16 protein-coding genes, 2 tRNA genes, 1 other RNA gene and 6 pseudogenes are annotated in these 20,619 nt (G+C 70.4%); 15 read left to right on the top strand and 10 right to left on the bottom strand.

The window, feature by feature from the left end; genetic code table 11:
- Positions 1 to 43: 43 nt before the first annotated feature.
- The 3 genes from recR to BJF83_RS26645 all read right to left on the bottom strand — a co-directional run bounded on the left by recR (position 44) and on the right by BJF83_RS26645 (position 1,626).
- Positions 44 to 643, bottom strand: a complete 600-nt coding sequence (gene recR, locus BJF83_RS08900) for a recombination mediator RecR (RefSeq protein ID WP_075925916.1) — start codon at positions 641 to 643, stop codon at positions 44 to 46.
- 285 nt (positions 644 to 928) lie between these two features.
- A complete protein-coding gene (locus BJF83_RS08895) occupies positions 929 to 1,276 on the bottom strand; it encodes a YbaB/EbfC family nucleoid-associated protein (RefSeq protein ID WP_075925915.1) in 348 nt (115 codons plus the stop codon).
- Between the two features lie 11 nt (positions 1,277 to 1,287).
- Entirely contained in the window at positions 1,288 to 1,626 is a 339-nt protein-coding gene (locus tag BJF83_RS26645) for a MerR family DNA-binding transcriptional regulator (RefSeq protein WP_143831839.1), read from the bottom strand.
- Between the two features lie 80 nt (positions 1,627 to 1,706).
- Between BJF83_RS26645 and BJF83_RS08885 the strand changes: the two genes are divergently transcribed.
- Positions 1,707 to 2,045, top strand: a complete 339-nt coding sequence (locus BJF83_RS08885) for a hypothetical protein (protein ID WP_075925913.1) — start codon at positions 1,707 to 1,709, stop codon at positions 2,043 to 2,045.
- Positions 2,046 to 2,156: 111 nt separating this feature from the next.
- Positions 2,157 to 3,310, top strand: a pseudogene (locus BJF83_RS08880) (methyltransferase domain-containing protein).
- Between the two features lie 56 nt (positions 3,311 to 3,366).
- Here the strand turns inward: BJF83_RS08880 and BJF83_RS08875 are convergent.
- Positions 3,367 to 3,558 (bottom strand): DUF6243 family protein, encoded by a 192-nt coding sequence (locus BJF83_RS08875; protein WP_075925912.1) that lies wholly within the window; start codon positions 3,556 to 3,558, stop codon positions 3,367 to 3,369.
- A gap of 117 nt (positions 3,559 to 3,675) precedes the next feature.
- Here BJF83_RS08875 and BJF83_RS08870 point away from each other — a divergent pair, with 117 nt between their 5' ends.
- Complete coding sequence (locus BJF83_RS08870) at positions 3,676 to 4,290, top strand: TetR/AcrR family transcriptional regulator (protein ID WP_075925911.1); 615 nt, start codon at positions 3,676 to 3,678, stop codon at positions 4,288 to 4,290.
- Between the two features lie 210 nt (positions 4,291 to 4,500).
- On the opposite strand, the pseudogene BJF83_RS08865 reads toward BJF83_RS08870, so the two are convergent.
- Positions 4,501 to 6,602 (bottom strand): annotated as a pseudogene (locus BJF83_RS08865) (DNA polymerase III subunit gamma and tau).
- Between the two features lie 106 nt (positions 6,603 to 6,708).
- An RNA gene (gene ffs / locus BJF83_RS08860) (signal recognition particle sRNA small type) lies at positions 6,709 to 6,804 on the bottom strand.
- A gap of 96 nt (positions 6,805 to 6,900) precedes the next feature.
- Here ffs and BJF83_RS08855 point away from each other — a divergent pair.
- The 6 genes and pseudogenes from BJF83_RS08855 (at position 6,901) to BJF83_RS08825 (ending at position 13,429) form a co-directional block, all read left to right on the top strand.
- Positions 6,901 to 6,988 (top strand) — tRNA-Ser (locus BJF83_RS08855).
- A 232-nt stretch (positions 6,989 to 7,220) separates the two neighbouring features.
- A pseudogene (locus BJF83_RS08850) lies at positions 7,221 to 9,232 on the top strand (FAD-dependent oxidoreductase).
- A 20-nt stretch (positions 9,233 to 9,252) separates the two neighbouring features.
- Positions 9,253 to 9,800, top strand: a pseudogene (locus tag BJF83_RS08845) (PadR family transcriptional regulator).
- Positions 9,801 to 11,287: 1,487 nt separating this feature from the next.
- Positions 11,288 to 11,524, top strand: coding sequence for a hypothetical protein (locus tag BJF83_RS08840; RefSeq protein ID WP_262391414.1), 237 nt, complete (start codon positions 11,288 to 11,290; stop codon positions 11,522 to 11,524).
- Between the two features lie 372 nt (positions 11,525 to 11,896).
- Positions 11,897 to 12,301 (top strand): plasmid replication, integration and excision activator, encoded by a 405-nt coding sequence (locus tag BJF83_RS08835; RefSeq protein WP_075925910.1) that lies wholly within the window; start codon positions 11,897 to 11,899, stop codon positions 12,299 to 12,301.
- A gap of 591 nt (positions 12,302 to 12,892) precedes the next feature.
- Complete coding sequence (locus BJF83_RS08825) at positions 12,893 to 13,429, top strand: tyrosine-type recombinase/integrase (RefSeq protein ID WP_075925909.1); 537 nt, start codon at positions 12,893 to 12,895, stop codon at positions 13,427 to 13,429.
- 152 nt (positions 13,430 to 13,581) lie between these two features.
- Here the strand turns inward: BJF83_RS08825 and BJF83_RS08820 are convergent.
- From BJF83_RS08820 to BJF83_RS08805, 4 genes and pseudogenes are all read right to left on the bottom strand, one after another.
- Positions 13,582 to 13,666 (bottom strand) — tRNA-Ser (locus BJF83_RS08820).
- 10 nt (positions 13,667 to 13,676) lie between these two features.
- Positions 13,677 to 14,155 (bottom strand): annotated as a pseudogene (locus tag BJF83_RS08815) (nucleoside deaminase).
- Complete coding sequence (locus BJF83_RS08810; RefSeq protein ID WP_075925908.1) at positions 14,155 to 14,640, bottom strand: tRNA adenosine deaminase-associated protein; 486 nt, start codon at positions 14,638 to 14,640, stop codon at positions 14,155 to 14,157. The pseudogene BJF83_RS08815 and the gene BJF83_RS08810 overlap by 1 nt, the downstream one beginning before the upstream one ends.
- A 41-nt stretch (positions 14,641 to 14,681) precedes the next feature.
- Positions 14,682 to 15,182 (bottom strand): tRNA adenosine deaminase-associated protein, encoded by a 501-nt coding sequence (locus tag BJF83_RS08805; RefSeq protein WP_075925907.1) that lies wholly within the window; start codon positions 15,180 to 15,182, stop codon positions 14,682 to 14,684.
- Positions 15,183 to 15,495: 313 nt separating this feature from the next.
- On the opposite strand from BJF83_RS08805, the gene upp reads away from it, so the two are divergent.
- The 6 genes and pseudogenes from upp (at position 15,496) to abc-f (ending at position 20,581) form a co-directional block, all read left to right on the top strand.
- Positions 15,496 to 16,149, top strand: a complete 654-nt coding sequence (gene upp / locus BJF83_RS08800; RefSeq protein ID WP_075925906.1) for a uracil phosphoribosyltransferase — start codon at positions 15,496 to 15,498, stop codon at positions 16,147 to 16,149.
- 397 nt (positions 16,150 to 16,546) lie between these two features.
- Positions 16,547 to 16,786, top strand: a complete 240-nt coding sequence (locus BJF83_RS08795; RefSeq protein WP_075925905.1) for a hypothetical protein — start codon at positions 16,547 to 16,549, stop codon at positions 16,784 to 16,786.
- A gap of 288 nt (positions 16,787 to 17,074) precedes the next feature.
- A complete protein-coding gene (locus tag BJF83_RS27840) occupies positions 17,075 to 17,239 on the top strand; it encodes a hypothetical protein (RefSeq protein WP_017600717.1) in 165 nt (54 codons plus the stop codon).
- A 21-nt stretch (positions 17,240 to 17,260) separates the two neighbouring features.
- Positions 17,261 to 17,770 (top strand): PH domain-containing protein, encoded by a 510-nt coding sequence (locus BJF83_RS08790; RefSeq protein ID WP_075925904.1) that lies wholly within the window; start codon positions 17,261 to 17,263, stop codon positions 17,768 to 17,770.
- A 368-nt stretch (positions 17,771 to 18,138) separates the two neighbouring features.
- Entirely contained in the window at positions 18,139 to 18,363 is a 225-nt protein-coding gene (locus BJF83_RS08785; RefSeq protein WP_075925903.1) for a hypothetical protein, read from the top strand.
- Between the two features lie 543 nt (positions 18,364 to 18,906).
- Positions 18,907 to 20,581 (top strand): annotated as a pseudogene (gene abc-f, locus BJF83_RS28765) (ribosomal protection-like ABC-F family protein).
- Positions 20,582 to 20,619 lie beyond the last annotated feature (38 nt).

Below are 20,619 nucleotides of genomic sequence, written 5' to 3'. Positions count from 1 at the left end.
CGGAGGTTACTCATGTTTCGGTCGGATTACGGCAGAGTGTGAGCTAGAACTCGAGGCTGCGACGGCCCTCGAAGGCACGTCCCAGCGTCACCTCGTCCGCGTATTCGAGGTCGCCCCCGACCGGAAGGCCGCTGGCCAGGCGCGTCACCTTCAGACCCATCGGTTTGACCAACCGCGCCAGATAGGTCGCGGTGGCCTCCCCTTCCAGATTGGGGTCGGTCGCCAGGATCAGTTCGGTGACCTGGCCGTCCGCCAGACGGGTCATGAGTTCCTTGACGCGCAGGTCGTCGGGGCCGATGCCCTCGATGGGGCTGATCGCGCCGCCGAGCACGTGGTAGCGCCCGCGAAACTCGCGGGTGCGCTCGATGGCGACGACGTCCTTGGACTCCTCGACGACGCAGATGGCGGCGCTGTCACGGCGCGCGTCACGGCAGATACGGCACTGCTCCTCCTCGGCGACGTTGCCGCACACGGAGCAGAAGCGCACCTTCTCCTTGACCTCGACCAACGCGTTGGCGAGGCGTCGGACGTCCGCGTTCTCCGCGGACAGCACGTGGAAGGCGATACGCTGCGCGCTTTTCGGACCGACGCCGGGCAGCCGCCCGAGCTCGTCGATCAGATTCTGCACCGCGCCTTCGTACATCGCCTACCCACTCGGTCGGACCGCGTTCTCGGGGGCGGTCCGTCACCCCGTAGGACCACCGTATCCGGAGCGACGACCCGCCGCGTACACGGCGGCGCCGCCCTCCGGGACCTCTGGTGGCCCGCGGGCGGCCGTCCAGGGGGGGTGGGGGTGCGTTCGGGCGCCGCCGGGAACCGGCACGACGCGGCGGGCCGCTGCCGGGGAAGGGGCCTCAGACGTGGCAGAGGTCGAGGACACCTGGCGCCCGGACGCCCGAACACGGGCAGAGGCCCGTAGGAGTCCGGCCTACAGGCCCGGAAGTCCGGGGATGCCGCCGCCCCCAGGCATCCCGCCCATGCCCTGGGCGAGCGGGCCCATCTTCTCCTGCTGGAGCCGCTCGACCCGGGCTTCGGCGTCGCGGATGGCCGCGAGCACGAGATCGGCGATGGTCTGGGCGGTCTCCTCGACGTCGTCCGGGTCCACGGCCTTGGGGTCGACGGTGATGTCCTCGACCTGCCCACGCCCGGTCAGCCTGACCTGGACCAGGCCACCACCGGACGTCCCCTCGACCTCGGCCTCGTCGAGCGCCTGCTGCGCCTCGGCCAACTGCTGCTGCATCTGCTGGGCCTGCTGGAGCAGGGCCTGCATGTCCATTCCGCCAGGGTTCACGGCCGCCTCCTCGTCGCACTCGTGGTGCGGGACTTCGCTTGTCGTGTCGCTCTCGCTGTGAGACTAACCGGTCGTCCTCCGCCGCGGGGCGTCCCCGACCCGGCCGCGGCCCACTCCGGGCTATCGTCGCGGCGGGCCCCGTCGATCACCGTGTCGAGCACCGTGAGACTTCGCTGGAGCTGGTCGATCGAGGTCGCGACGCGCTCGTGCGCGATCGGCCCGTACTCGCGGTGCCCGCCGGGCGTTCGGGTGAACGTCAGCAGTCCCTGCCTTTCGCGTTGCCGCAGCGCCCCGGGGCTGACCCCCATGCACCGGGCCAGCGCCCCGAGGCGCATCACACCCCCACCGGGTGATGTGCGCCACGGGCCCTGGAATCCTGCGTCGACGGCGGATTCCAGCCTCGTCCCATGCAGGGGTGGCCGGGTGGCGAACGGCCACCGACGCCGTCCTCGGGAGAACCCGTACCGGACGACCCGCGCCCCCGCTGGCCACGCTGGTCGACAGCGCCGTGGAGCACGAGGTGACCACCGTCGAGAGCGCGGGGCGCCTGATCCGCGAGGGCGGCGCCGACCTGGTGTCGGCCGACCGCCCCTTCGTCTCCGCGCCCGACCTGGCCGAACGGATCGCCACCGGGGTGCCGTGGTCGTCCGACCGGGAGCCCCAGCCGCACGACGCGTCGGGGCCCCACGGCTACGTCGACCACCCGCGACACGGGGAGCGACCGTTCGTTGACCAGCGAGGAGCCGAGGGCTAAGAGTAGCCCTTGCGTCACTGTCGGTTGAAAGACCGCCCTGCGGGGCACAAACGTCCCGTTGGTGTCCCGACGGCACCACCGGCATCACCGACAGTCACGGGGGACGACGTGTTGACCGCCAGGGAGCGCCACGCGGCTCTGATCGAGGCGATGATCGCGGACGGCACACTGACCGATCCCGCGCTCATCGACACCTTCCGTGCCGTCCCCCGGCACCGCTTCATCCCCGAATCCGGTGCCCTGACCCCGCGCGGGACCCCGCTCAGCGCGACCGCCAACCCGGAGCTGTGGCTCGCCGCCGTCTACACCGACAACGCCATCGGCACCCGCTTCGAGGAGGCGGACCTTCCCCGGCAGCGCGACGCTCGGGAACAGCCGTCGAGGCCGGGGAGGTCGGCCTCCTCCTCCAGTTCCGCCCCGACGGTGCTGGCGCGCATGCTGGAGTTGGCCGAGCTCGCCAACGGCCAGCACGTCCTGGAGGTCGGAACCGGGACCGGTTGGAACACGGCCCTGCTCGCCCACCGCCTCGGCGACCGCGCGGTCACCAGCCTGGAGATCGACTCCCGGGTCGCCGCGGCGGCGCGCGGGACCTGCGCGCCGAGGGCTACACCCCAGAGGTCAAGCACGCGGACGGCTACGAGGCGTGGCCGCCCCGAGCCCCCTACGACCGGATCACGTCCGCCTGCGGAGTGCGGCGCCTTCCCCCCGCCTGGGCGCGACAGGTGCGCCCAGGCGGGCTGGTCGTCTGCCCGTGGGGCCTGCTGGAGGGGGCCGGGGTGATCGTCCGGTTGGAGCGCGCGGAGGACGGGTCCCTGCACGGGACCTTCCACGGCGGCGTGGGGTTCGTCCCGCTGCGGGTCCCGGGGCCGCCCGTCCCGCCGGTACGGGACTCCGGACAGCAGCCAGACGAGTACCGGCTCACCCAGGTCGACCCGCTGGCGCCGCTGACGGCGTTCACGTCCGCGTTCGTGCTGTCCCTGTTGGTGCCGGACTGGCGGGTGCGGCGCCGGTGGATCGGCACGGGTTCGGGCGTGTGGGTGTGCGACCAGGCGGGGGAGTCGTGGGTGCGGGTGTACCCCTACGGCACCTCGTGGATGATCGAGCAGGGCGGGCCGCGGAGCATCTGGGACGAGTTCGAGGACGCCCTCGCGGAGTGGGAGCGGATGAACCGACCGGAGCCGGAGCGGTTCGGGCTCCTCGTGGACGCCGAGGGCGGGCACCGGGTGTGGTTGGACGCGCCAGACGGACCGGGATGGCAGGTGTGACCGCGCGCCGCTCCGGGAGCGCGGTCACGGACGGGGACGGGGCAGCGAGCCCGCGGTCACTCCCCGCCCCCGTCCTCCTTCGCCTTCTCGTTCTTCTCCTTGAGCTTGCGCAGGAGTTCGCTCCTGTGGTCCTGGGCCTGGGCGCTGGGGCCGGTGGGACCGCCCTTCTTCCCTCCGCGCAGCGCACCGCGCGAGACCGTGTTGCGCTGGCCGCCCAGCCCGAGCAGGTTGTCGCCGTTCCTGGCCATGGGCTCTCCTCTCCCTCACTGCGGGACACGGGGTCCCGCCTCCGTACTCGGTCCCTAGGAGAGTAACCAGAATCAAGACGAGACGTCTCGTTCTTTTCTGCGGCTACCGTGGAGACCATGGACACCCCCACGGACGAGACCAGGGAGAGGCGGGCGCCCGACCCCCGACGCCGCAGCGAGCGGGCGCGGCGCGCCATCCTCGACGCCGCCGCGGAGCTCATCGTCGAGGTCGGCTACGCGAAGCTGACCATGGACGCGATCGCCGCCAGGGCGAAGGTGGGCAAACAGACGATCTACCGGTGGTGGCCCTCCAAGGCCGTCGTGGTCCTCGACGTGTTCGAACGGATGACCGGAGTCCCTGGCTCCGCGTTGCCGGACACCGGTGACCTGGCCGCCGACCTGCGCACGGTACTGCACGCCACGGTCGACGAGTTCGCCTCTCCCGAGACCGACCGCGTCGCGCGCGCGTTCACGGCCGAGATCCAGCACGACCCGGAGCTCGCCGCGACCGTGGCCGAACGGTTGACACGGCCGAACGACGAGGCCCTCCGGGAGCGGCTGCGCGCCGCGCGGGCGGCGGGACAGCTCGACCCCGATCTGGACCTGGACATCGCGCTGGAGCTGGTCACCGCCCCGATCACGCGACGGTGGCTGATGCGCACGGCGCCGCTCACCCACGCGTACGTGGACGAGCTCCTGGACACGGCGTTGCGGGCTATCGGTCCGCGCTGAGGGTCCCGCGCAGCGGCTTCCGGGCGGTGGAGGGTGACGGGAAGGGAGAGGTGTGGCCGCAGGCCTCGGTTGAGGGTGCCCCGCCCCACCGCGCAGCGGCTTCCGGGCGGTGGAGGGTGACGGGAAGGGAGAGGTGTGGCCGCAGGCCTCGGTTGAGGGTGCCCGCCCCACCGCGCAGCGGCTTCCGGGCGGTGGAGGGTGACGGGTGGGTCAGTCGGCCGAAGCCTCGTGCGTGATCTCCTCGATGACGCGACCGCCCAGCTCGGATTCGATGAGCGAGGCGCCGGCCCCCGAGGCGTGCTCCGAGGCGGCCACCGCAGATCCTCCGTCGGCGGGCTTCGCGTCGGCCTTCTGGACGGGCTCCGGTCCGCGCGCGCGCTCAGGGACGGAGTTGCCGAACTCCGGCGGGGGCGCGGCCGAGGCGTCCTCGAAGGGGTCCGGCGGGGGCTCCTGGAGACCGGTGACGATCCTGTCCGGCGGCGGACCGACCGGAGGGCTCGGTTCGGGAGCCGGGGCGGGGTCCGGGCGCGCGGGCTCGGAGCGGGCTGCCTGAGGGGCGGGCGGTTCCCACCCGGTGGGCTCGACCGGCCGGGGCGCGGGCTCGGGGCGCCGTGCCGGTTGGCCGCCCTGCCCGGACCCCGCGGCCGACACACGCGCCTCGACGCCGAGGACCTGCTGGACGGAGTCGGCGACCACCTGGTCGCTCCCGCTGTTGGCGAACCCCTTGGCCTCGTTGGGCCGGTTGAAGCCCAGCAGGATGGTGTTGCCCTCCACACCCACCGGCCGCACGTCGCTGCCGGTGAGGACCATCCAGGTGAACCGCCGACGTCCCTTGACCACCTCCAGGATCTGGCTCCAGGCGCCCTGCACTCGGCCCAGGTCCAGCGATCCGCCGGACGACGGCGAGGGCTGCGGGGCGGACGCGGGTTCGGCGGTCGCCCGTCGCGGGGGCGCGGACCAGTCGTCCGGCGCCGTCGCTGCGCGCGGCGGGGGTTCGGACGCGGTCGGGCGCTCGGGCGCGGGATCCGGCGCGGGTGCGGGCCGGTCCACCGGAGCGGGTGCAGCGCGGGCGCGGAGGTGGCGGGTGCTGGCCGCCGCGCCGGGGACGGAGTGGGCGGAACCGGCGGCGTGGCGGGCGGGGCCGCGGCCCCCGAGGCGACGCGTCGCTCCATCTGCTCCAGGCGGGCCAGCAGGGCGACGCTCTCGGTCCCGTCCGCGCCCGGCAGCAGGACCCGCGAGCACATGAGTTCCAGGAGCAGACGCGGAGCGGTGGCGCCACGCATGTCGGTCAAGCCCTGGTTGAGGATCTCGGCGGCCCGGGTGAGCTCGGCCGGTCCCAGGCGGGCGGCCTGTTCCCGCATCCGCTCGGCGGCCTCGGGATCGGCGTTGATCAGCCCCTTGTCCAGGCGTCGGGGACCGCGGCGAGGATGACCAGGTCGCGGAAGCGCTCCAGCAGATCGGTCGTGAACCTGCGGGGATCGTGGCCGCCCTCGACGACGCGGTCGATGAGGGAGAACGCGGCGGCGCCGTCGCGGGCGCGAGCGCGTCGACCATGTCGCCGAGCAGGCTGGAGTCGGTGTAGCCGAGCAGGGAGACGGCGCCCTCGCGGGTGATGCCCTCCTCGCCCGAACCGGCGATCAGCTGGTCGAGCACGGACAGGCCGTCACGGGCGGATCCGGCGCGGCGCGCACGACCAGCGGCAGCGCGGCCGGGTCGTAGGGGATCCCCTCCTCCTTGAGCAGGTCCTCGAACAGCTCCTTGAGGGTGCTCGGCGGGATGAGGCGGAAGGGGTAGTGGTGGGTGCGCGACCGGATCGTCCCGATGACCTTCTCGGGTTCGGTCGTGGCGAAGACGAACTTCAGGTGCGGCGGGGGTTCCTCGACGAGCTTGAGCAGCGCGTTGAAACCCTCGCGGGTCACCATGTGCGCCTCGTCGATGATGTAGATCTTGTACCGCGAGCTGACCGGGGCGAAGAAGGCGCGTTCCCGCAGGTCGCGAGCGTCGTCGACACCTCCGTGGGAGGCGGCGTCGATCTCGATGACGTCGATGCTGCCGCCGCCGTCGGGCGCGAGGGCGACGCAGGAGTCACAGGTTCCGCAGGGGTCGGGGGTGGGCCCCTCGACGCAGTTCAGGGAGCGCGCCAGGATGCGGGCGCTGGTCGTCTTGCCGCAGCCGCGCGGTCCGCTGAAGAGGTAGGCGTGGTTGATCCGGCCGCTGCGCAGCGCCTGGCGCAGCGGATCGGTCACGTGTTCCTGTCCGCGCACCTCACCGAACGTCGCCGGACGGTACTTGCGGTACAGCGCGATGCTCACGGTGTGATCACTCCCCTGGTCCCTGCCACGGGTCCATTCAACCCGCACGCGGCGACAACTCGGACGGGATCATGGAAAGCCGGGGGGCTCGTCCGGGCCCGGAGAAGAAAAGGACCCCCCGCGCACCCGCCAGAGCCTACTTATCCTTGCTGCCTTCCGGCCCTGGGGAGGTTCATAGGATGACGCCGCACGAGGGGTCTGATCCGAGTGTATCCGAACCCCCGAGTGCCCCGACAACCCTCCGGGTGCCCTTCGCACCCGTTCGAACCACCTTCCGCGAACCTGTAGAGTTGTTCGCGGAGGATTCGCCTAGTGGCCTAGGGCGCACGCTTGGAAAGCGTGTTGAGGGCAACCTCTCAGGGGTTCGAATCCCCTATCCTCCGCCACGGCCCACCAGCCAGAACGAAGCCCCGGAGTGCTGACGCGCTCCGGGGCTTCGTCGTTCGTGGTCGCACGTCCTCGGCCCGCGGGGCGCTCACCACGCATCCCAGCGACGGGACCCAGCCGATGAGCGCCGCCCCTCTCCAGGTCCGCCGATGAACCTTTTTGCAACTTGTTGCATAATGTGTTTCGGGCCGGCCGGACACCGACCCGCGACGCACCGCGCGAGGAGACCACATGAGCGAGTACCCGCACCTGCTGGCACCACTGGACCTGGGATTCACCACCCTCCCCAACCGTGTGATCATGGGCTCCATGCACGTGGGCCTGGAGGAGGTCCCGGGCGGCTTCGAGCGGATGGCCGCCTTCTACGCCGAGCGCGCCCGGGGTGGCGTCGCCTCATCATCACCGGAGGCATCGCCCCCAACGAGGAGGGCGCCACCTTCAAGGGCGCGGCCAAGCTCACCACCGAGGCCGAGGTCGACGAGCACCGGATGATCACCGAGGCCGTCCACCGTGAGGGCGGCCGGATCGCCATGCAGATCCTGCACACCGGCCGCTACGCCTTCAGCGAGGACTCCGTCGCACCGAGCGCGATCCAGGCGCCGATCAACCCCTTCACCCCGCGAGAGCTGACCGACGAGGACGTCGAGCGCACCATCGACGACTTCGCCCGCGCCGCCGAGCTCGCCAGAAGCGCCGGATACGACGGCGTCGAGATCATGGGCTCCGAGGGCTACCTCATCAACCAGTTCATCGTGTCCGCGACCAACCGGCGCGAGGACCGGTGGGGCGGCTCCCGCGAGAACCGCACGCGCTTCCCCCTGGAGATCGTCCGACGCGTCCGCGAACGCGTCGGCCCCGACTTCATCGTCGTCTACCGCCTGTCCATGCTCGACCTCGTGCCCGGCGGCTCCACATTCGACGAGGTCGTCCAGCTCGCCAAGGCGGTCGAGGCGGCTGGAGCGACCATCATCAACACCGGCATCGGCTGGCACGAGGCCCGCATCCCCACCATCGCCACCTCCGTCCCCCGCGGCGCCTACAGCTGGGTGACCCGCAAGCTCATGGGAGAGGTCTCCGTCCCCCTGGTCGCCGTCAACCGAATCAACACCCCGGCGGTGGCCGAGGAGATCCTCGCTGACGGCCACGCGACATGGTCTCCCTGGCCCGCCCCCTCCTGGCCGACGCCGACTTCGTCAACAAGGCCGAGGCGCGCCCCGGAGGAGATCAACACCTGCATCGGCTGCAACCAGGCCTGTCTCGACCACACCTTCAGCCTCAAGATCACCTCCTGCCTCGTGAACCCCCGGGCCTGCCACGAGACCGAGCTCGTCCTGTCCCCCACCCGCACCCGGAAGAACGTGGCCGTGGTCGGTGCCGGCCCCGCCGGACTCGCCTGCTCCGTCTCCGCCGCGGAGCGCGGGCACACCGTCACCCTCTTCGACGCGGCCGACGAGATCGGCGGCCAGCTCAACATGGCCAGACGCGTGCCCGGCAAGGAGGAGTTCGACGAGACCCTCCGCTACTACCGCGTCCAACTCGACAAGCACGGCGTGAACGTGCGGCTCAAGACCCGCGTCACCGCCGCCGACCTCGACGGGTACGACGAGATCGTGCTCGCCACCGGCGTCTCCCCCCGCACTCCCGAGATTCCCGGCATCGACCACCCGAAGGTGGTCAGCTACGTCGACGTCCTGCGGGGCGAGGCGACCGTCGGCGACCGGGTCGCGATCATCGGCGCGGGCGGCATCGGCTTCGACGTCGCGGAGTTCCTCACCGACGGCGGCGAGAAGGCCAGCCTGGACCCCGACGAGTTCTTCCGCCAGTGGGGCGTGAACACCGACCACACCACCCCCGGCGGCCTCACGGAACCCACGCGCCCCGCACCGCCCCGCACCGTCCACCTCCTCCAGCGCAAGACCAGCAAGGTCGGCGCAGGACTCGGCAAGACCACCGGCTGGATCCACCGCCTCGAACTGCGCCACCGGGGTGTGGAAATGGTCGCGGGGGCCAGCTACGACCGTTTCGACGACCAGGGCCTGCACCTGACCGTCGACGGCCAGAGCCGCGTGCTCGACGTGGACACCGTCGTGGTCTGCGCGGGCCAGGACCCCCGTCGCGACCTCGCCGCCGAACTGACCGCCGCCGGACGCCAGGCGCACCTGATCGGCGGTGCCGACGTGGCCGCCGAACTCGACGCCAAGCGCGCGATCAAGCAGGGCACGGAGCTGGCCGCCGCCCTGTGAGCCGAACCTAGAATGCGCTCATGTCCCTGCCCCACGCGATCCTCACCGCCCTGTTGGAGAAGCCGTCCTCCGGGCTGGACCTCACCCACCGGTTCGACCGGTCGATCGGGTACTTCTGGTCCGCGACGCACCAGCAGATCTACCGCGAGCTGGGCAAACTGGAGAAGGCGGGACTGATCAGGCACTGCCCACCGATACCCCGGCCCGGGGCAAGCGCAAGACCTACGAGGTGCTGCCGACCGGCCGCACCGAGTTGGCGCGCTGGGTGGACGAACCGGAGGACCCCCGACCGATCCGCGACCCCCTGCCGCTGCGACTGCGCGCGGCGGGGGTCGTGGGGGTCGGAGGGCTCGTGGCGGAGCTGCGCCGACACCGGCACCTGCACTCCGCCCAACTGGAGGAGTACCGGGCGATCGAGAAGCGCGACGCGGCCCGGGAACAGGGCACGGACCGGGACCGCGTGCAGCGCCTGGTCCTCAGGGCGGGAATCGACATGGAGACCTTCTGGGTCACCTGGTTGGACGAGGCGATCGAGGAGCTGGCGGGGCTCGACGGAGCTTCCGGCTGACCTACCCGGCATCCTCCAGCGGAGGCAGGCGGCAGCCGCCGTCGAGCCCGGCAACCGGTGTCTGTGCGCGGCGAAAGCATCGGCGCCACCGTGCGTCTCCTCGGAATCCGAACACATCATCAGCTTGAAATACCGAGAATGCTCCTGGCGGCTGATCTCGCGCTTCGCTGACCTGCGCTGATGTGGTCTATTTGTCCGAGATTCCCCGTGGTTCCCCTGTATTGACCGCCTCTTGTGGCACGTGTGTGGCACGGAGCGGGGCCGCTGTAGGGCCCGTTTCCCGGCGCGGAAAAGTTCGCAGTGAGCGATGCCCTTCGGGCTTTATCGTCCTGCGGAACTGCCGCAAACTGGCAGAGAGTGGCTTATGGGATGGGGTTTCCATGCCCTGCGGGCTTTATCGTCCTGCGGAACCCTTCCCGTTTTTCGCCGGGTCTGACCTGCGGTGATGCACCCCCTCTGCACGCGAGTGGGACTTGACCCCCTCGCGGGTGCGTGACCTGGGCAACGCTTCGGCCTTGCGGGTCTTTGACCAGCACGAACGCTCTGCACACAACAGGGGGTTTCGGGCTCGTGCCGCGGACTCCTGTACACGCTCGCCCTCCCCGCATCCCACCGGCTCCGACACGACACCGTCCACTCTTCCCCAAGGGCGGGTGCCGTGTCCAGACCGACCGTGCTCCCGCCAGCTCCCGCGACGCCCAGGGTTGCCCGCAACGGGTGCGCCACACCCCCGCCACGGCGGCGGGTCACCACGGTCTCGATCCCGTGCGGGTTCTGGCGCGGTCGGTCCGCACTTTCGCACGTGCGGTGTCGCGCCAGGTTCCGTGCGGGCCCGGGGGGTCCACGGGGGGTTGGCCCCCCTGGTACCGCCAGACGCTCACCGAGTCCGTTGACTGCGCGGGATCGGTCCGCGGAGCTGCGTGGGCGCGGCTGCCGACCGGGGAGGGACCGGGCGCAGCCCGCAGCCCGAGGCGGGCGGCGGGCCGCCGTGACGGCGCTCGCGCCGTCGCCTTGATCCCATACAGCCCAATTCGGCAACTCAGCGGTGAGCTTTTCGATCTGGTCTACGGCAAGCTGCCACGGAAAGCCACCGTGCGGAGTAGCCCCGGTACCTGCCTCGTGTGGCTCAAACGCGCCTGGACCGAGAAAGACCGTGACCCCTTAGTTAACTACGCGAGAACCGGCGATACGTGTCGTGTCCTGCACGACCTGTCGGGGGACCGGAACGAGCTCCTGAAACTCACGGGTGGACAAACCGCGGCCGGATGGGCTGCCGGTCGTGGTCACAGCCACTCACAGACAGCAGACCCCCGCGACGCGGTGGAAGGCGTCCGGGGGCACGGCCAACCTGAGGAAAGCAGGCTGACGTGAAAAACCTTATCGCCCTGATCCGGGCGTTGGTGACACTGATTCGACCGAAGCGACACGGCAGGCACCACCGGACCGGCCCCCGGCCGTTCCCCCTGGCGCCGCCTACGCGGGTGGCGATGCTGCCCGCACCGGAATCCATCGTGATGGACGGCGATGACCCCCGCGCCTACCGCCTCGTGCGCGGCCCCTACGCGGCCCTGGAGAACAGGCGTGCCGCGCAGCGGGCCGAACGGGACCGGCGGGGAATCGACACGCTGGTGCGGATCGCCCGATCGACCTCCCCTGACGACGACCTGGCCGAGTTGCCTGACCTGGTGCGCACGGCCATAGCCGTAGGGGTGGTGGGACGGTGACCGGCGACGAACCCGATTCTGTGGTCGACAGGCAGACCCTGAAAGCATGGGCGCGTGCCCGGGGTGTGCGGGTGCGCGTGGCCTGTGAGGACTGGGAGTCCATCACCTACGAGGCACTGTCCCCCCAACCGGACGGAACCTCGCTGGTGCAGCGGATCCGATGCGTGCTGCCCGAGACGATCGCGCGACGGCGGCTGCGCATGACCTACGTGGTCGGTCTCTGTCACGAGTTCGACGGGGCCGAGTGTGCTCATGTCCGGCGCATCGTGCCCCCGGTGTTGTCCTCGACGGACGAGGCGGCACGCCGTGATGTGGCCCTGGTCGCCGCTGTCCTGGTGGAGGTCGAACGCCGGGCGGGAGGAAGGCTGATCGATGGCTATTCAGGGTGCGTTGCCGGTGGAGTTCGGGACGGTGTTCCCGCACGGGGCCTTCGCTCTGGGAGTGGAGGCGATCACCGATTTCGAGACCAAGCGTCCCCAGTTGGACAAGGAGTCCGGGTTGCCGTTGTGGGCGGTGGACATGATCGACGCCGACCCCGAAGCGCGGGGCGAGGCCAAGTCGGTCAAGGTCAAGGTCGCCGCCCAGGTGTGCCCGACGCTGCCGGACGAGGTTCCCGGGCTGCCGTTCCGCCCGATCGAGTTCGAAGCGATGGCGGTCCAGCCGTACGTGGACGACAACGGTCGTCGTCCCCGGGTGGCGTACTCGCTGCGGGCGCGGGGCATGAAGGCCCCCGGTGCCGCTGGTGGGCGTCGGTCCCAGACCAAGGACGCCGCCTGACCCCCGTCTGAACGTGAAGCGGGGCGGCCTGGTGCGCCAACACCTAGCCGCCCCTGAACCCCTCCCCGTTACCTGCGAAAGCTTCGTGAAGAGGTGTCTTCAGTATGTCCCATCACCCCACCGACCTGTCCGGGCTGTCCGGCTCGCGGCTGGTCCGTCTGTTCCTGGAAGCGTCCGGTGAGGAGGATCCCCGATGAGGCGAACTCTGGGGGCTGTAGAACATCACGAACACCACGAAGCCGAACATGCCCACAAGTCCCAACGCGGACAGGGCGAAGCCTTTCAGGTCGCCGCCGTAGAAGTAGAAGACCGCGCCCGTGGCTGCCAGTCCCAGGGCAAGGGCGATACCTCCGTGAGTGAGTCGCGTCTCAGCTCGGCCTTGGTGTAATGGTTGCGCTGGGGCATATGCCTCCTCGTGGGGGGTGGGTCGTCTGATACCGACCGTCACCGGTAAGACAACCCGCACCGAACGGCTCGCGCAACCCCTGGCCCGTGAGGTCGCCGAACACGTCGCCGCTGACCACGGGGTGTGTACCCGGCCGGTCTCGCTGCGGCGGCGGGCGGACATCGGTACTGGGGAAACCGAGATCGTTGACGTCCCGTGCGGGTCCACGCTCGAATCACGATGCCCGGCCCGCGCCAAGCGGAAGCGGTCGCTTCGACGGACGCATCGCGAACGCCGCCGCGTCCCTGCGCACCGCCTACGACCAGGTGGCGGCGGGCGCTCGGATCAACCGGCCGCTCATTCTCCTGCTCGCCTACACGGGCCTGCGCTTCAACGAGGCCGCTGCCATGCGGGTCGGCAAGGTGGATCTGAAGGGACGCCGGATCCGTATCACGACCGCCTTCGCCGAAGTGGAAGGCAAGCTGGTCGAACAGTCCCCCAAGACGGGCAAGAGCCGTACCGTCCCCATCCCGCCGTCCCTCGTCCCCGAGCCGGCGCCCCTGCTCGACGGGCAGCCGGATGACGCCCTGGTGTTCGCCACCAAGCGGGGCGCGCCCCTCCATCTGCGCAACTGGCGACGGCGCGAGTTCGACACGGCCGTGAGGGACGCTGAGCTCGACGGTCTGGGCCTGACTCCGCACGAGCTCCGGCACACCGCAGCGTCGCTCGCCCCCGCCGCGTGACCCCACGTGGCCCTAACCCCGGGGACCGACCCCGGACACGCGAAAGGCCGGTCGCTCCGAACCATGTGCACTGAATGTGCACCGGCCCGGACCAACCGGCCTTCGCCACCTCTACCGGCCCTACGCTCACCTGCGTGAACGTCGGCCTCGTGCGGTGGAGGAGGGATTTGAACCCTCGAAGGGTTGCCCCTTACCCGCTTTCGAGGCGGGCGCCATCGGCCACTAGGCGACTCCACCGAGACGCACTCTACCGGATGCGGTGGCGTGCGAAAAACCGGGAGAGGAGCTCGGCGCACCTTTCGGCGACGTCCTCGCTGACCAGATCAGGCGGGAGGACCTCGGGACGGTGGTTGAGACGGGGGTCGCGCACCACATCCCACACCGACCCGACCGCTCCCGCCTTCGCGTCCCTCGCCCCGAACACCAGGCGGTCCACCCGCGACAGCACCACGCGCCCGCGCACATCAGGCACGGCTCCAGCGTCACCGCCAGCGTGCACCCCCCGAGCCGCCACTCACCGCGCGCCCGCGCCGCCGCGCGCAGCGCCACGACCTCGGCGTGCGCCGTGGGGTCCCCGGTCGCCTCGCGCTCGTTGCGGCCCGTGCCCAGGACCGTGCCGTCCGCGTCCAGCACGACTGCGCCCACGGGCACGTCGCCCGTCTCCAGGGCACGCCCGCCCTCGTCGATCGCGAGCCTCAGGGCGGCGTCCGCGGACTCCCGGTCGATCACAGCCTCATACCGTCGAGGATGTCGGAGAATCCGGCGCGTTCGGCCACGACGGCCAGCACGTCGCTGGGCAGGACTCCGCCGCCGGTCGACAGCGAGCGGAGTTCGTCCTCGGTCACGCCGAGATCGGTGAGCAGGTCGCCGTCCCCGGTCGGCACCGGGTTGGGCCGCGCGCCCGCGCTCTCCGCGGGCTGGGGCGCGCCGAGACCGCCCGCTTCGGACAGCACCCCCGCGAGCGGGTGGTCGTGCACCACGCGGGCGTCGGACAGGTAGACACGGGGATCGCCGGTCTCCTCGGCGCGCACGACGGCGAACCACTCGTCGTCAGCCTCCACGAGCAGGAGGGACAGGTCACTCCCCCGCTCGGCGGCGAAGTCGATCATCAGCTCGGTGACGTCGTCGATCGCGTCCACCGGCCCGAGATCGACCTCGGTTCCCCGCCACGCCTTCCCGTTGGGAGCGAAGACAGCTGCGAAGGTCGACACCGCGTGCTCTCCTGTTCTCCGTGGCCGTTCTCCAGCTCTCCCTACCCCATACCGTCAAGTACACGCTGGAAGGACTGGGCGAATCCCAGCCGTTCGGACACGCTGGCCAGCACCTCGTCGGGATACAGGTCGAGGTCCCCGGCGAGCGCGCCGAGCTCCATCTCGTCCAGTCCCAGGTCCGCGACGATCGACAGGTCCCCGGCGGGCAGCACCTGGTCGAGGTCGTCGTCGTCGGGGAGGTCGATGTCGAGGTAGTCGAGCACGTCCCGGGCCACCTGCCAGTCCACGGACGCGGTCACGTCCGAGAGGAAGAGGGAGACCTCCTCGCCGTAGACCCGGACGATGATGAAGAAGTCGTCACCGACCGCCACCAGCCCGAGGGAGCCGCTGATACTGGGCTGCTGGCGCAGCGCGTGGATGAGACCCTTGAGGTCGTGTGTGAGGGCCACCGGGAGCAGGTCGACGTCCCAGCAGTCCTCTTCCCTGTACGCGACGGCCGCGAAGTCACCCGAGTCGTCGTCGCCATGATCGAGCACTGTCATCGTCACCCCAACCCGGCTGGTGTATCGGTGCGGGCGAAGGAACGCCTGATCGCCCATGCGAGTGCCATGGTAACGATCACTTCCGTTCCGGGGTCGCCCTTGTCACCCGTCAACGCGCCCCACGTTCTCACGACTCACGCGTACCGGAGCCCACACCGCCGGGATCGGCCGCCTCGTGGGCACGAGCGCCGGCCGCGGTTCGCCACGGCGGACGTCTTCGCCCCCGGGCGCGGGTGGTACGCACGGTTAGACTCGGGCTGGCCGAAACACCCCCAGCCACCGTCCCGTTATCCCAGCTCACTCGGAGAACGCTTTGGAAACCCTGGTCGTCGACCACCCCTTGGTCGCGCACAAACTGACCACCCTGCGCGACGTGCGGACCGACTCCCCGACCTTCCGGCGCCTGACCGACGAGTTGGTGACCCTGCTCGCCTACGAGGCGACGCGGGACGTCCGCGTGACCGACGTCACCATCGAGACACCGCTCGCCGAGACGACGGGCACCCAACTGACGCGTCCCACCCCTCTCGTCGTGCCCATCCTGCGCGCCGGTCTGGGCATGCTCGACGGGATGACCCGTCTGCTGCCGACGGCCGAGGTGGGTTTCCTGGGCATGGCCCGTGACGAGGAGACGCTCCAGCCCGCCACGTACGCCGACCGTCTGCCTCAGGACCTGTCGGGCCGCCAGTGCTACGTACTCGACCCGATGCTGGCCACCGGCGGCACGCTGGCCGCGGCCCTGAAGCTGCTGGTCGAGCGCGGCGCCGACCACATCACCGCGATCTGCCTGCTCGCCGCGCCCGAGGGCCTCACGGCGGTGGAGCACAAGTTGACCGAAACCCTGGACCCTGACCACGGTGCGACCCTGCACGTGGTGACGGCCGCGGTGGACGAGCGCCTCAACGAGAACGGCTTCATCCTCCCTGGTCTGGGCGATGCCGGAGACCGGCTGTACGGCTGCTCCTGATCCGGTCGCACCCGCCTCATCAGGCGTCGGCGCCCTACCGAACCCCCGGTAGCGCTTTTTGGTTCTTTTCGGCATGGAGTGAATGAACAGCCAAAAATCGGGCAGAGAGCCAGAGGACCCCCGTGACCACCGGGATGAACGCAACCGGCGACTACGGCTTTGCACCAGCCGCATTCATTTCGAGATGGGAACGTAACAGACGAAAGTGATCATGGTTTCTGACCGCCCGTAACCTGCGTAAACCGTCAGCCCGAAACCGCCTCCAGCGGGTACGGTCCACGGATATCCCCTCGTGTCCGCCCGCTTCCGACGGACGGTTCCGGCTTCCCTGGAGTGACTACCCAAAGCCCCCGAGCGACCACGCTTCGCCATCCGCCCCACGGCCTCAAGGAGTGAGATGCCCGAGATTCCCGCCCCCACCGCCTCGTTCTCCCCAGACCCGAGCTTCGGCCCTGTCGTCAACCGGCTGGCCACGGAGTTCTCCGGTGTGCATCACGGCTCGACCGTGACCCGGTGCGTGGACGCGGCCAGACACGGAGCCGAGGACGTCATCGGCTCGGCCACCCCCGACCTCGTGGAGCGAATCGCCCGGCAGCATCTCCAGGTCCTCGCCCTGGCCTTCGCCGAACGGCGCTAGCCGGCCTCCGGAGGCGACGACCGGGCCCGCGCATTGCGGCCGGAGGCCGACCGTCGTGAGTGACGGACCGAGCGGGAGGGTCCCCGTTCCCCGCCCCACCCACAGCTCCGGTTACGGACCGTCAACCCCAGGGTTACCAACACCACCGGAACCGGACAGAGCCGGTAAGTGTCGAATGGCCGACATACCGCCACGCCGAGAGTGCGCTCCAGGCTTTACGGGCATCACCGTCAATGGAAGAATCACTGCTGGGTTGGTGGGTCAGGTGGATTCCAAGGGGAGTCAGTCGTGGCGAGGTTGAAGAAATGGGGCGGCTACGCGCTCATCGGTTTCGTGGCGTTCTATCTGCTCACGCAGCCGGAAAGCGCCGCTGGAGTGATCCAGAGCGCCCTCGGCGGCCTGATGGGCGGCGCGGAGTCGATGTCCCGCTTCGTCAACGCACTGCTGCCGTAGCGGGGAGTTGGGTCCGGTTCAATGCGGCTCGTAGCGTCGAGTAACAGCGCTCCTGCGTCGGTCAACCGCTACCTCCTGCCTCACGAGCAGGACGTGGTGACGATCAGGCGCCATCCCGCGGTCCTCATCGGCCCGGTCGGGGCGGTCCTCGGAGCGCTGATCGCCGCGGGGATCCTCAGCAACACGCAGATCGCGGACAACAGCGCGGCACTGGCGATCATCTGGTGGCTGTGGCTCCTGGTGGTCGTGTGGTTCGTCTGGCGCGTCGCCGAGTGGTCGGTGGACTACTTCGTCATCACCTCGGCCCGTCTCCTACTCACAACGGGCCTGATCACCCGGCAGGTCAACATGATGCCGCTGGGCAAGGTCACCGACATGAGGTTCGAGCGGACCCTGCTGGGGCGCTTCCTCGGCTACGGCACCTTCGTGATGGAGTCGGCCGGTCAGGACCAGGCACTGAGCAAGATCAACTTCATTCCGTACCCGGAGCAGCTCTATCTGGAGGTCGTGGGGCTCATCTTCAAGGAGTAGCCCCACCGCGAACGTGAGTGTGGCACCCGCCGCGACGGCGGGTGCCACTCGTGTTTCGCGGGCGGCCCGCCGTCGGCGCTCCCCCGGTCGCGGACCTTCCAGCCCGCACGTTCGGATCCAGTTCACCTTCCGTTCACCTTGCCGCCAAGCCACAGTCCCCTATCTCACACCGCCAGCGGCACGTGACCCGCTGTCGCTCGCACGCAACCCTTCTGAACTGGACATTCACCGGCGCGCACGACCCAGAAGGCGATTCCAGGCGAGCCCTGGAACCAGTGCCCACATCCACCACACAAGGGAGTTGGATTGACTATTAAGTGAACATAGAGTTAACTTTACTCCTCAGGCACGGAAACGAGGAGGGCTTCATGGCACGCAGGACCGAAAGTGCGTCGCGCCTCGCTCGATCCACGACTGGCCGCCGACGCACGCGCACCGCGCCCGGGACCCGACTCCGCCTCTCAAGCGGCGCCGCCCGCCTCCCACAGCCGCGCGAGAACGCCGACAGCACGCGGTCACAGCACCCGATCACGCACTGGGTGATGGTCACCGACGAGAACGGCCGGTCCCGCCCCGAGGCGCGCTGGCTCTGACGAGCCGCCCCGAGGGCCTCGGCGGATCCACCCGCCGACCGGAGAGCACACGATGGGCCGCCCCGAGGGGCGGCCCATCGGCGTCGCCGGGGGCTCCCCCGCGGAGCCGGACACGGTCCCGTCCCGCGCTCCGGCGGCCGTCGCACGAGGCCGTGTCGACAAATCGGCATAGCCATTAACGGAGATTTTTCTGTCCGAAAGTGGCCTCATGAGGCACTCACAGTGTGACACCGATCTCACTCCGCTGCCGTTGACTCTTGAGCGAGACGAGACGTATCGTCTCGTTACATGAGGCTGTACTACTTCCTGTGATCTCGCGCCCGGCGCCAGGTTCCGAGCGCCCACGCCCGCTGTCCTGCGGTGGGGCTCCGTAGGCGTCGTCGAACCGCGATCGACCCAGGGACGCCTCGACGATCACGTCTCCTCGGACCCGAGCACGCCCCTCGTCAGCGTGCACCTGTCCGAAAACCCGTCGCACGCGCGCCCCCGGCCGATCCGCGGCCCCGTCCCACCCACCCCACTCCGCGGACCAGGAGGCTCTTCATGCTCACCGCCCCACACCCGGCCACGTCCCAGCTCCGTCTCACCGAGATCACCAAGCGGTACGGCGACCGCGTCGTCCTCGACCGCGCCGACCTCACCGTCAGCCCCGGCGAACGCGTCGGCGTCATCGGTGACAACGGTTCCGGCAAGAGCACGCTGCTGCGCCTGCTCGCCGGGGAGGAGGACCCCTCCAACGGCCAGGTCACCGTCAGCGCGCCCGGCGGCGTCGGCTACCTGCCGCAGACCCTCGACGGGGTCTCCGGCGGAATTCCGGCAGGGACCGTCGCGGACGCCGTCGACTCCGCCCTCGCGGTGCTGCGCGACCTGGAGTCACGGATGCGCGAGGCCGAGGCCGCCCTCGGGTCCGCCACCTCCGCCGACCTGGCGGCCTATGGCGACCTGGTCGCCGAGTTCGAGGCGCGCGGGGGCTACAACGCGGACGCGCGTCGACGCGGGTCTGCACGGTCTGGGCCTGCCCGGCCTGGCCCGCGACCGTCCGCTGCGCACCCTCTCCGGCGGTGAGCGCTCGCGGTTGGCACTTGCCGCGATGCTGGCGGCCTCGCCCGAACTCCTCCTGCTGGACGAGCCCACCAACGACCTGGACGACCGCGCGGTGGCCTGGCTGGAGGAACGGCTCAGGCGGCACCGCGGCACGGTGGTCGCCGTCACCCACGACCGAGCCTTCCTGGCCAGGGTGACCACCACCGTCCTGGAGGTCGACCACGACACCCGCCGGATCCACCGGTACGGCGACGGGTACGACGGGTTCCTCGCGGCGAAGGCCGCAGCCAGAGCCCGGTGGATCCGCGAGCACGCCGAGTGGACGATGGACGTCGCACGTCAGCGACGGCTGGCGGACGTCAACGCCCAGCGCCTCGACGGCATCCCGCGCAGGATGGCCAAGGCCGCCTTCGGGCACGGCGGGTTCCGGCTCCGCGGCCGTGACCACGGGGCCCGGAGCCGGATCCGCATCGCGAAGGAGCGCCTGCACCGGCTGGCGGAGAACCCGGTGGCCCCGCCGCCGGTACCGCTCCGGATGAGCGGCGGCTTCGCGGCCGCGGCCACCGGCGCCGCGACCGCCGGAGCGCCCGCCGCCGTGCTGGAGGGCGTCTCCGTCGACGGCCGGCTCCACGTGCCCCGCCTGGCGCTGGCCCAAGGGGAACGCGTCCTGGTCACCGGGCCGAACGGGGCGGGCAAGACCACGCTCCTACGCCTGCTCGGCGCAGAACTGCTCCCGGACTCGGGCACCGTGACCGTGGCCGGGCGTGTGGGCCACCTGCGGCAGGAGGAGGAACGGCCACCGGGGACCGGAACGGTTTTGGAGGCCTACGCCCACGGACAGCCCGGCCGACCGGACGACCACCGGGACGCACTGGCCTCGCTCGGCCTCTTCCGACCGGAGGAGCTGGACCGCCCGGTGGCCGCGCTCTCGGTCGGACAGCGGCGGCGGATCGAGGTGGCCCGACTGACCTCGGGCGTTCACGACCTGCTGCTCCTGGACGAACCCACCAACCATCTGTCGCCCGGACTGGTGGAGGAGATGGAGGAAGCGCTGTCCCAGTACACCGGGGCGCTGGTGATCGTCACACACGACCGCCGCGCGCGATCGCGGTTCACCGGTCGCCGCCTGGAACTCGACGGGGGAAGGGTGATCCGCGATACTCACTGTGAGTAATGTCTACGTAACTCTTTGTCGATAAATGGGCTTGACCA

The sequence above is a fragment of the Nocardiopsis sp. CNR-923 genome (genome assembly GCF_001942255.1).
Lineage (GTDB): Bacteria > Actinomycetota > Actinomycetes > Streptosporangiales > Streptosporangiaceae > Nocardiopsis.
This window is presented reverse-complemented; position numbering and strand designations above follow the sequence as displayed.

What these genes read in the sequence shown, in the direction of transcription:
- recR (WP_075925916.1), bottom strand. Translation starts at nt 643, where the DNA reads ATGTACGAAGGCGCGGTGCAGAATCTGATCGACGAGCTCGGGCGGCTG.
- BJF83_RS08895 (WP_075925915.1), bottom strand. Translation starts at nt 1,276, where the DNA reads ATGGACATGCAGGCCCTGCTCCAGCAGGCCCAGCAGATGCAGCAGCAG.
- BJF83_RS26645 (WP_143831839.1), bottom strand. Translation starts at nt 1,626, where the DNA reads ATGCGCCTCGGGGCGCTGGCCCGGTGCATGGGGGTCAGCCCCGGGGCG.
- BJF83_RS08875 (WP_075925912.1), bottom strand. Translation starts at nt 3,558, where the DNA reads ATGGCCAGGAACGGCGACAACCTGCTCGGGCTGGGCGGCCAGCGCAAC.
- BJF83_RS08870 (WP_075925911.1), top strand. Translation starts at nt 3,676, where the DNA reads ATGGACACCCCCACGGACGAGACCAGGGAGAGGCGGGCGCCCGACCCC.
- BJF83_RS08840 (WP_262391414.1), top strand. Translation starts at nt 11,288, where the DNA reads ATGCTGCCCGCACCGGAATCCATCGTGATGGACGGCGATGACCCCCGC.
- BJF83_RS08835 (WP_075925910.1), top strand. Translation starts at nt 11,897, where the DNA reads ATGGCTATTCAGGGTGCGTTGCCGGTGGAGTTCGGGACGGTGTTCCCG.
- BJF83_RS08805 (WP_075925907.1), bottom strand. Translation starts at nt 15,182, where the DNA reads ATGACAGTGCTCGATCATGGCGACGACGACTCGGGTGACTTCGCGGCC.
- BJF83_RS08795 (WP_075925905.1), top strand. Translation starts at nt 16,547, where the DNA reads ATGCCCGAGATTCCCGCCCCCACCGCCTCGTTCTCCCCAGACCCGAGC.
- BJF83_RS08790 (WP_075925904.1), top strand. Translation starts at nt 17,261, where the DNA reads ATGCGGCTCGTAGCGTCGAGTAACAGCGCTCCTGCGTCGGTCAACCGC.
- BJF83_RS08785 (WP_075925903.1), top strand. Translation starts at nt 18,139, where the DNA reads ATGGCACGCAGGACCGAAAGTGCGTCGCGCCTCGCTCGATCCACGACT.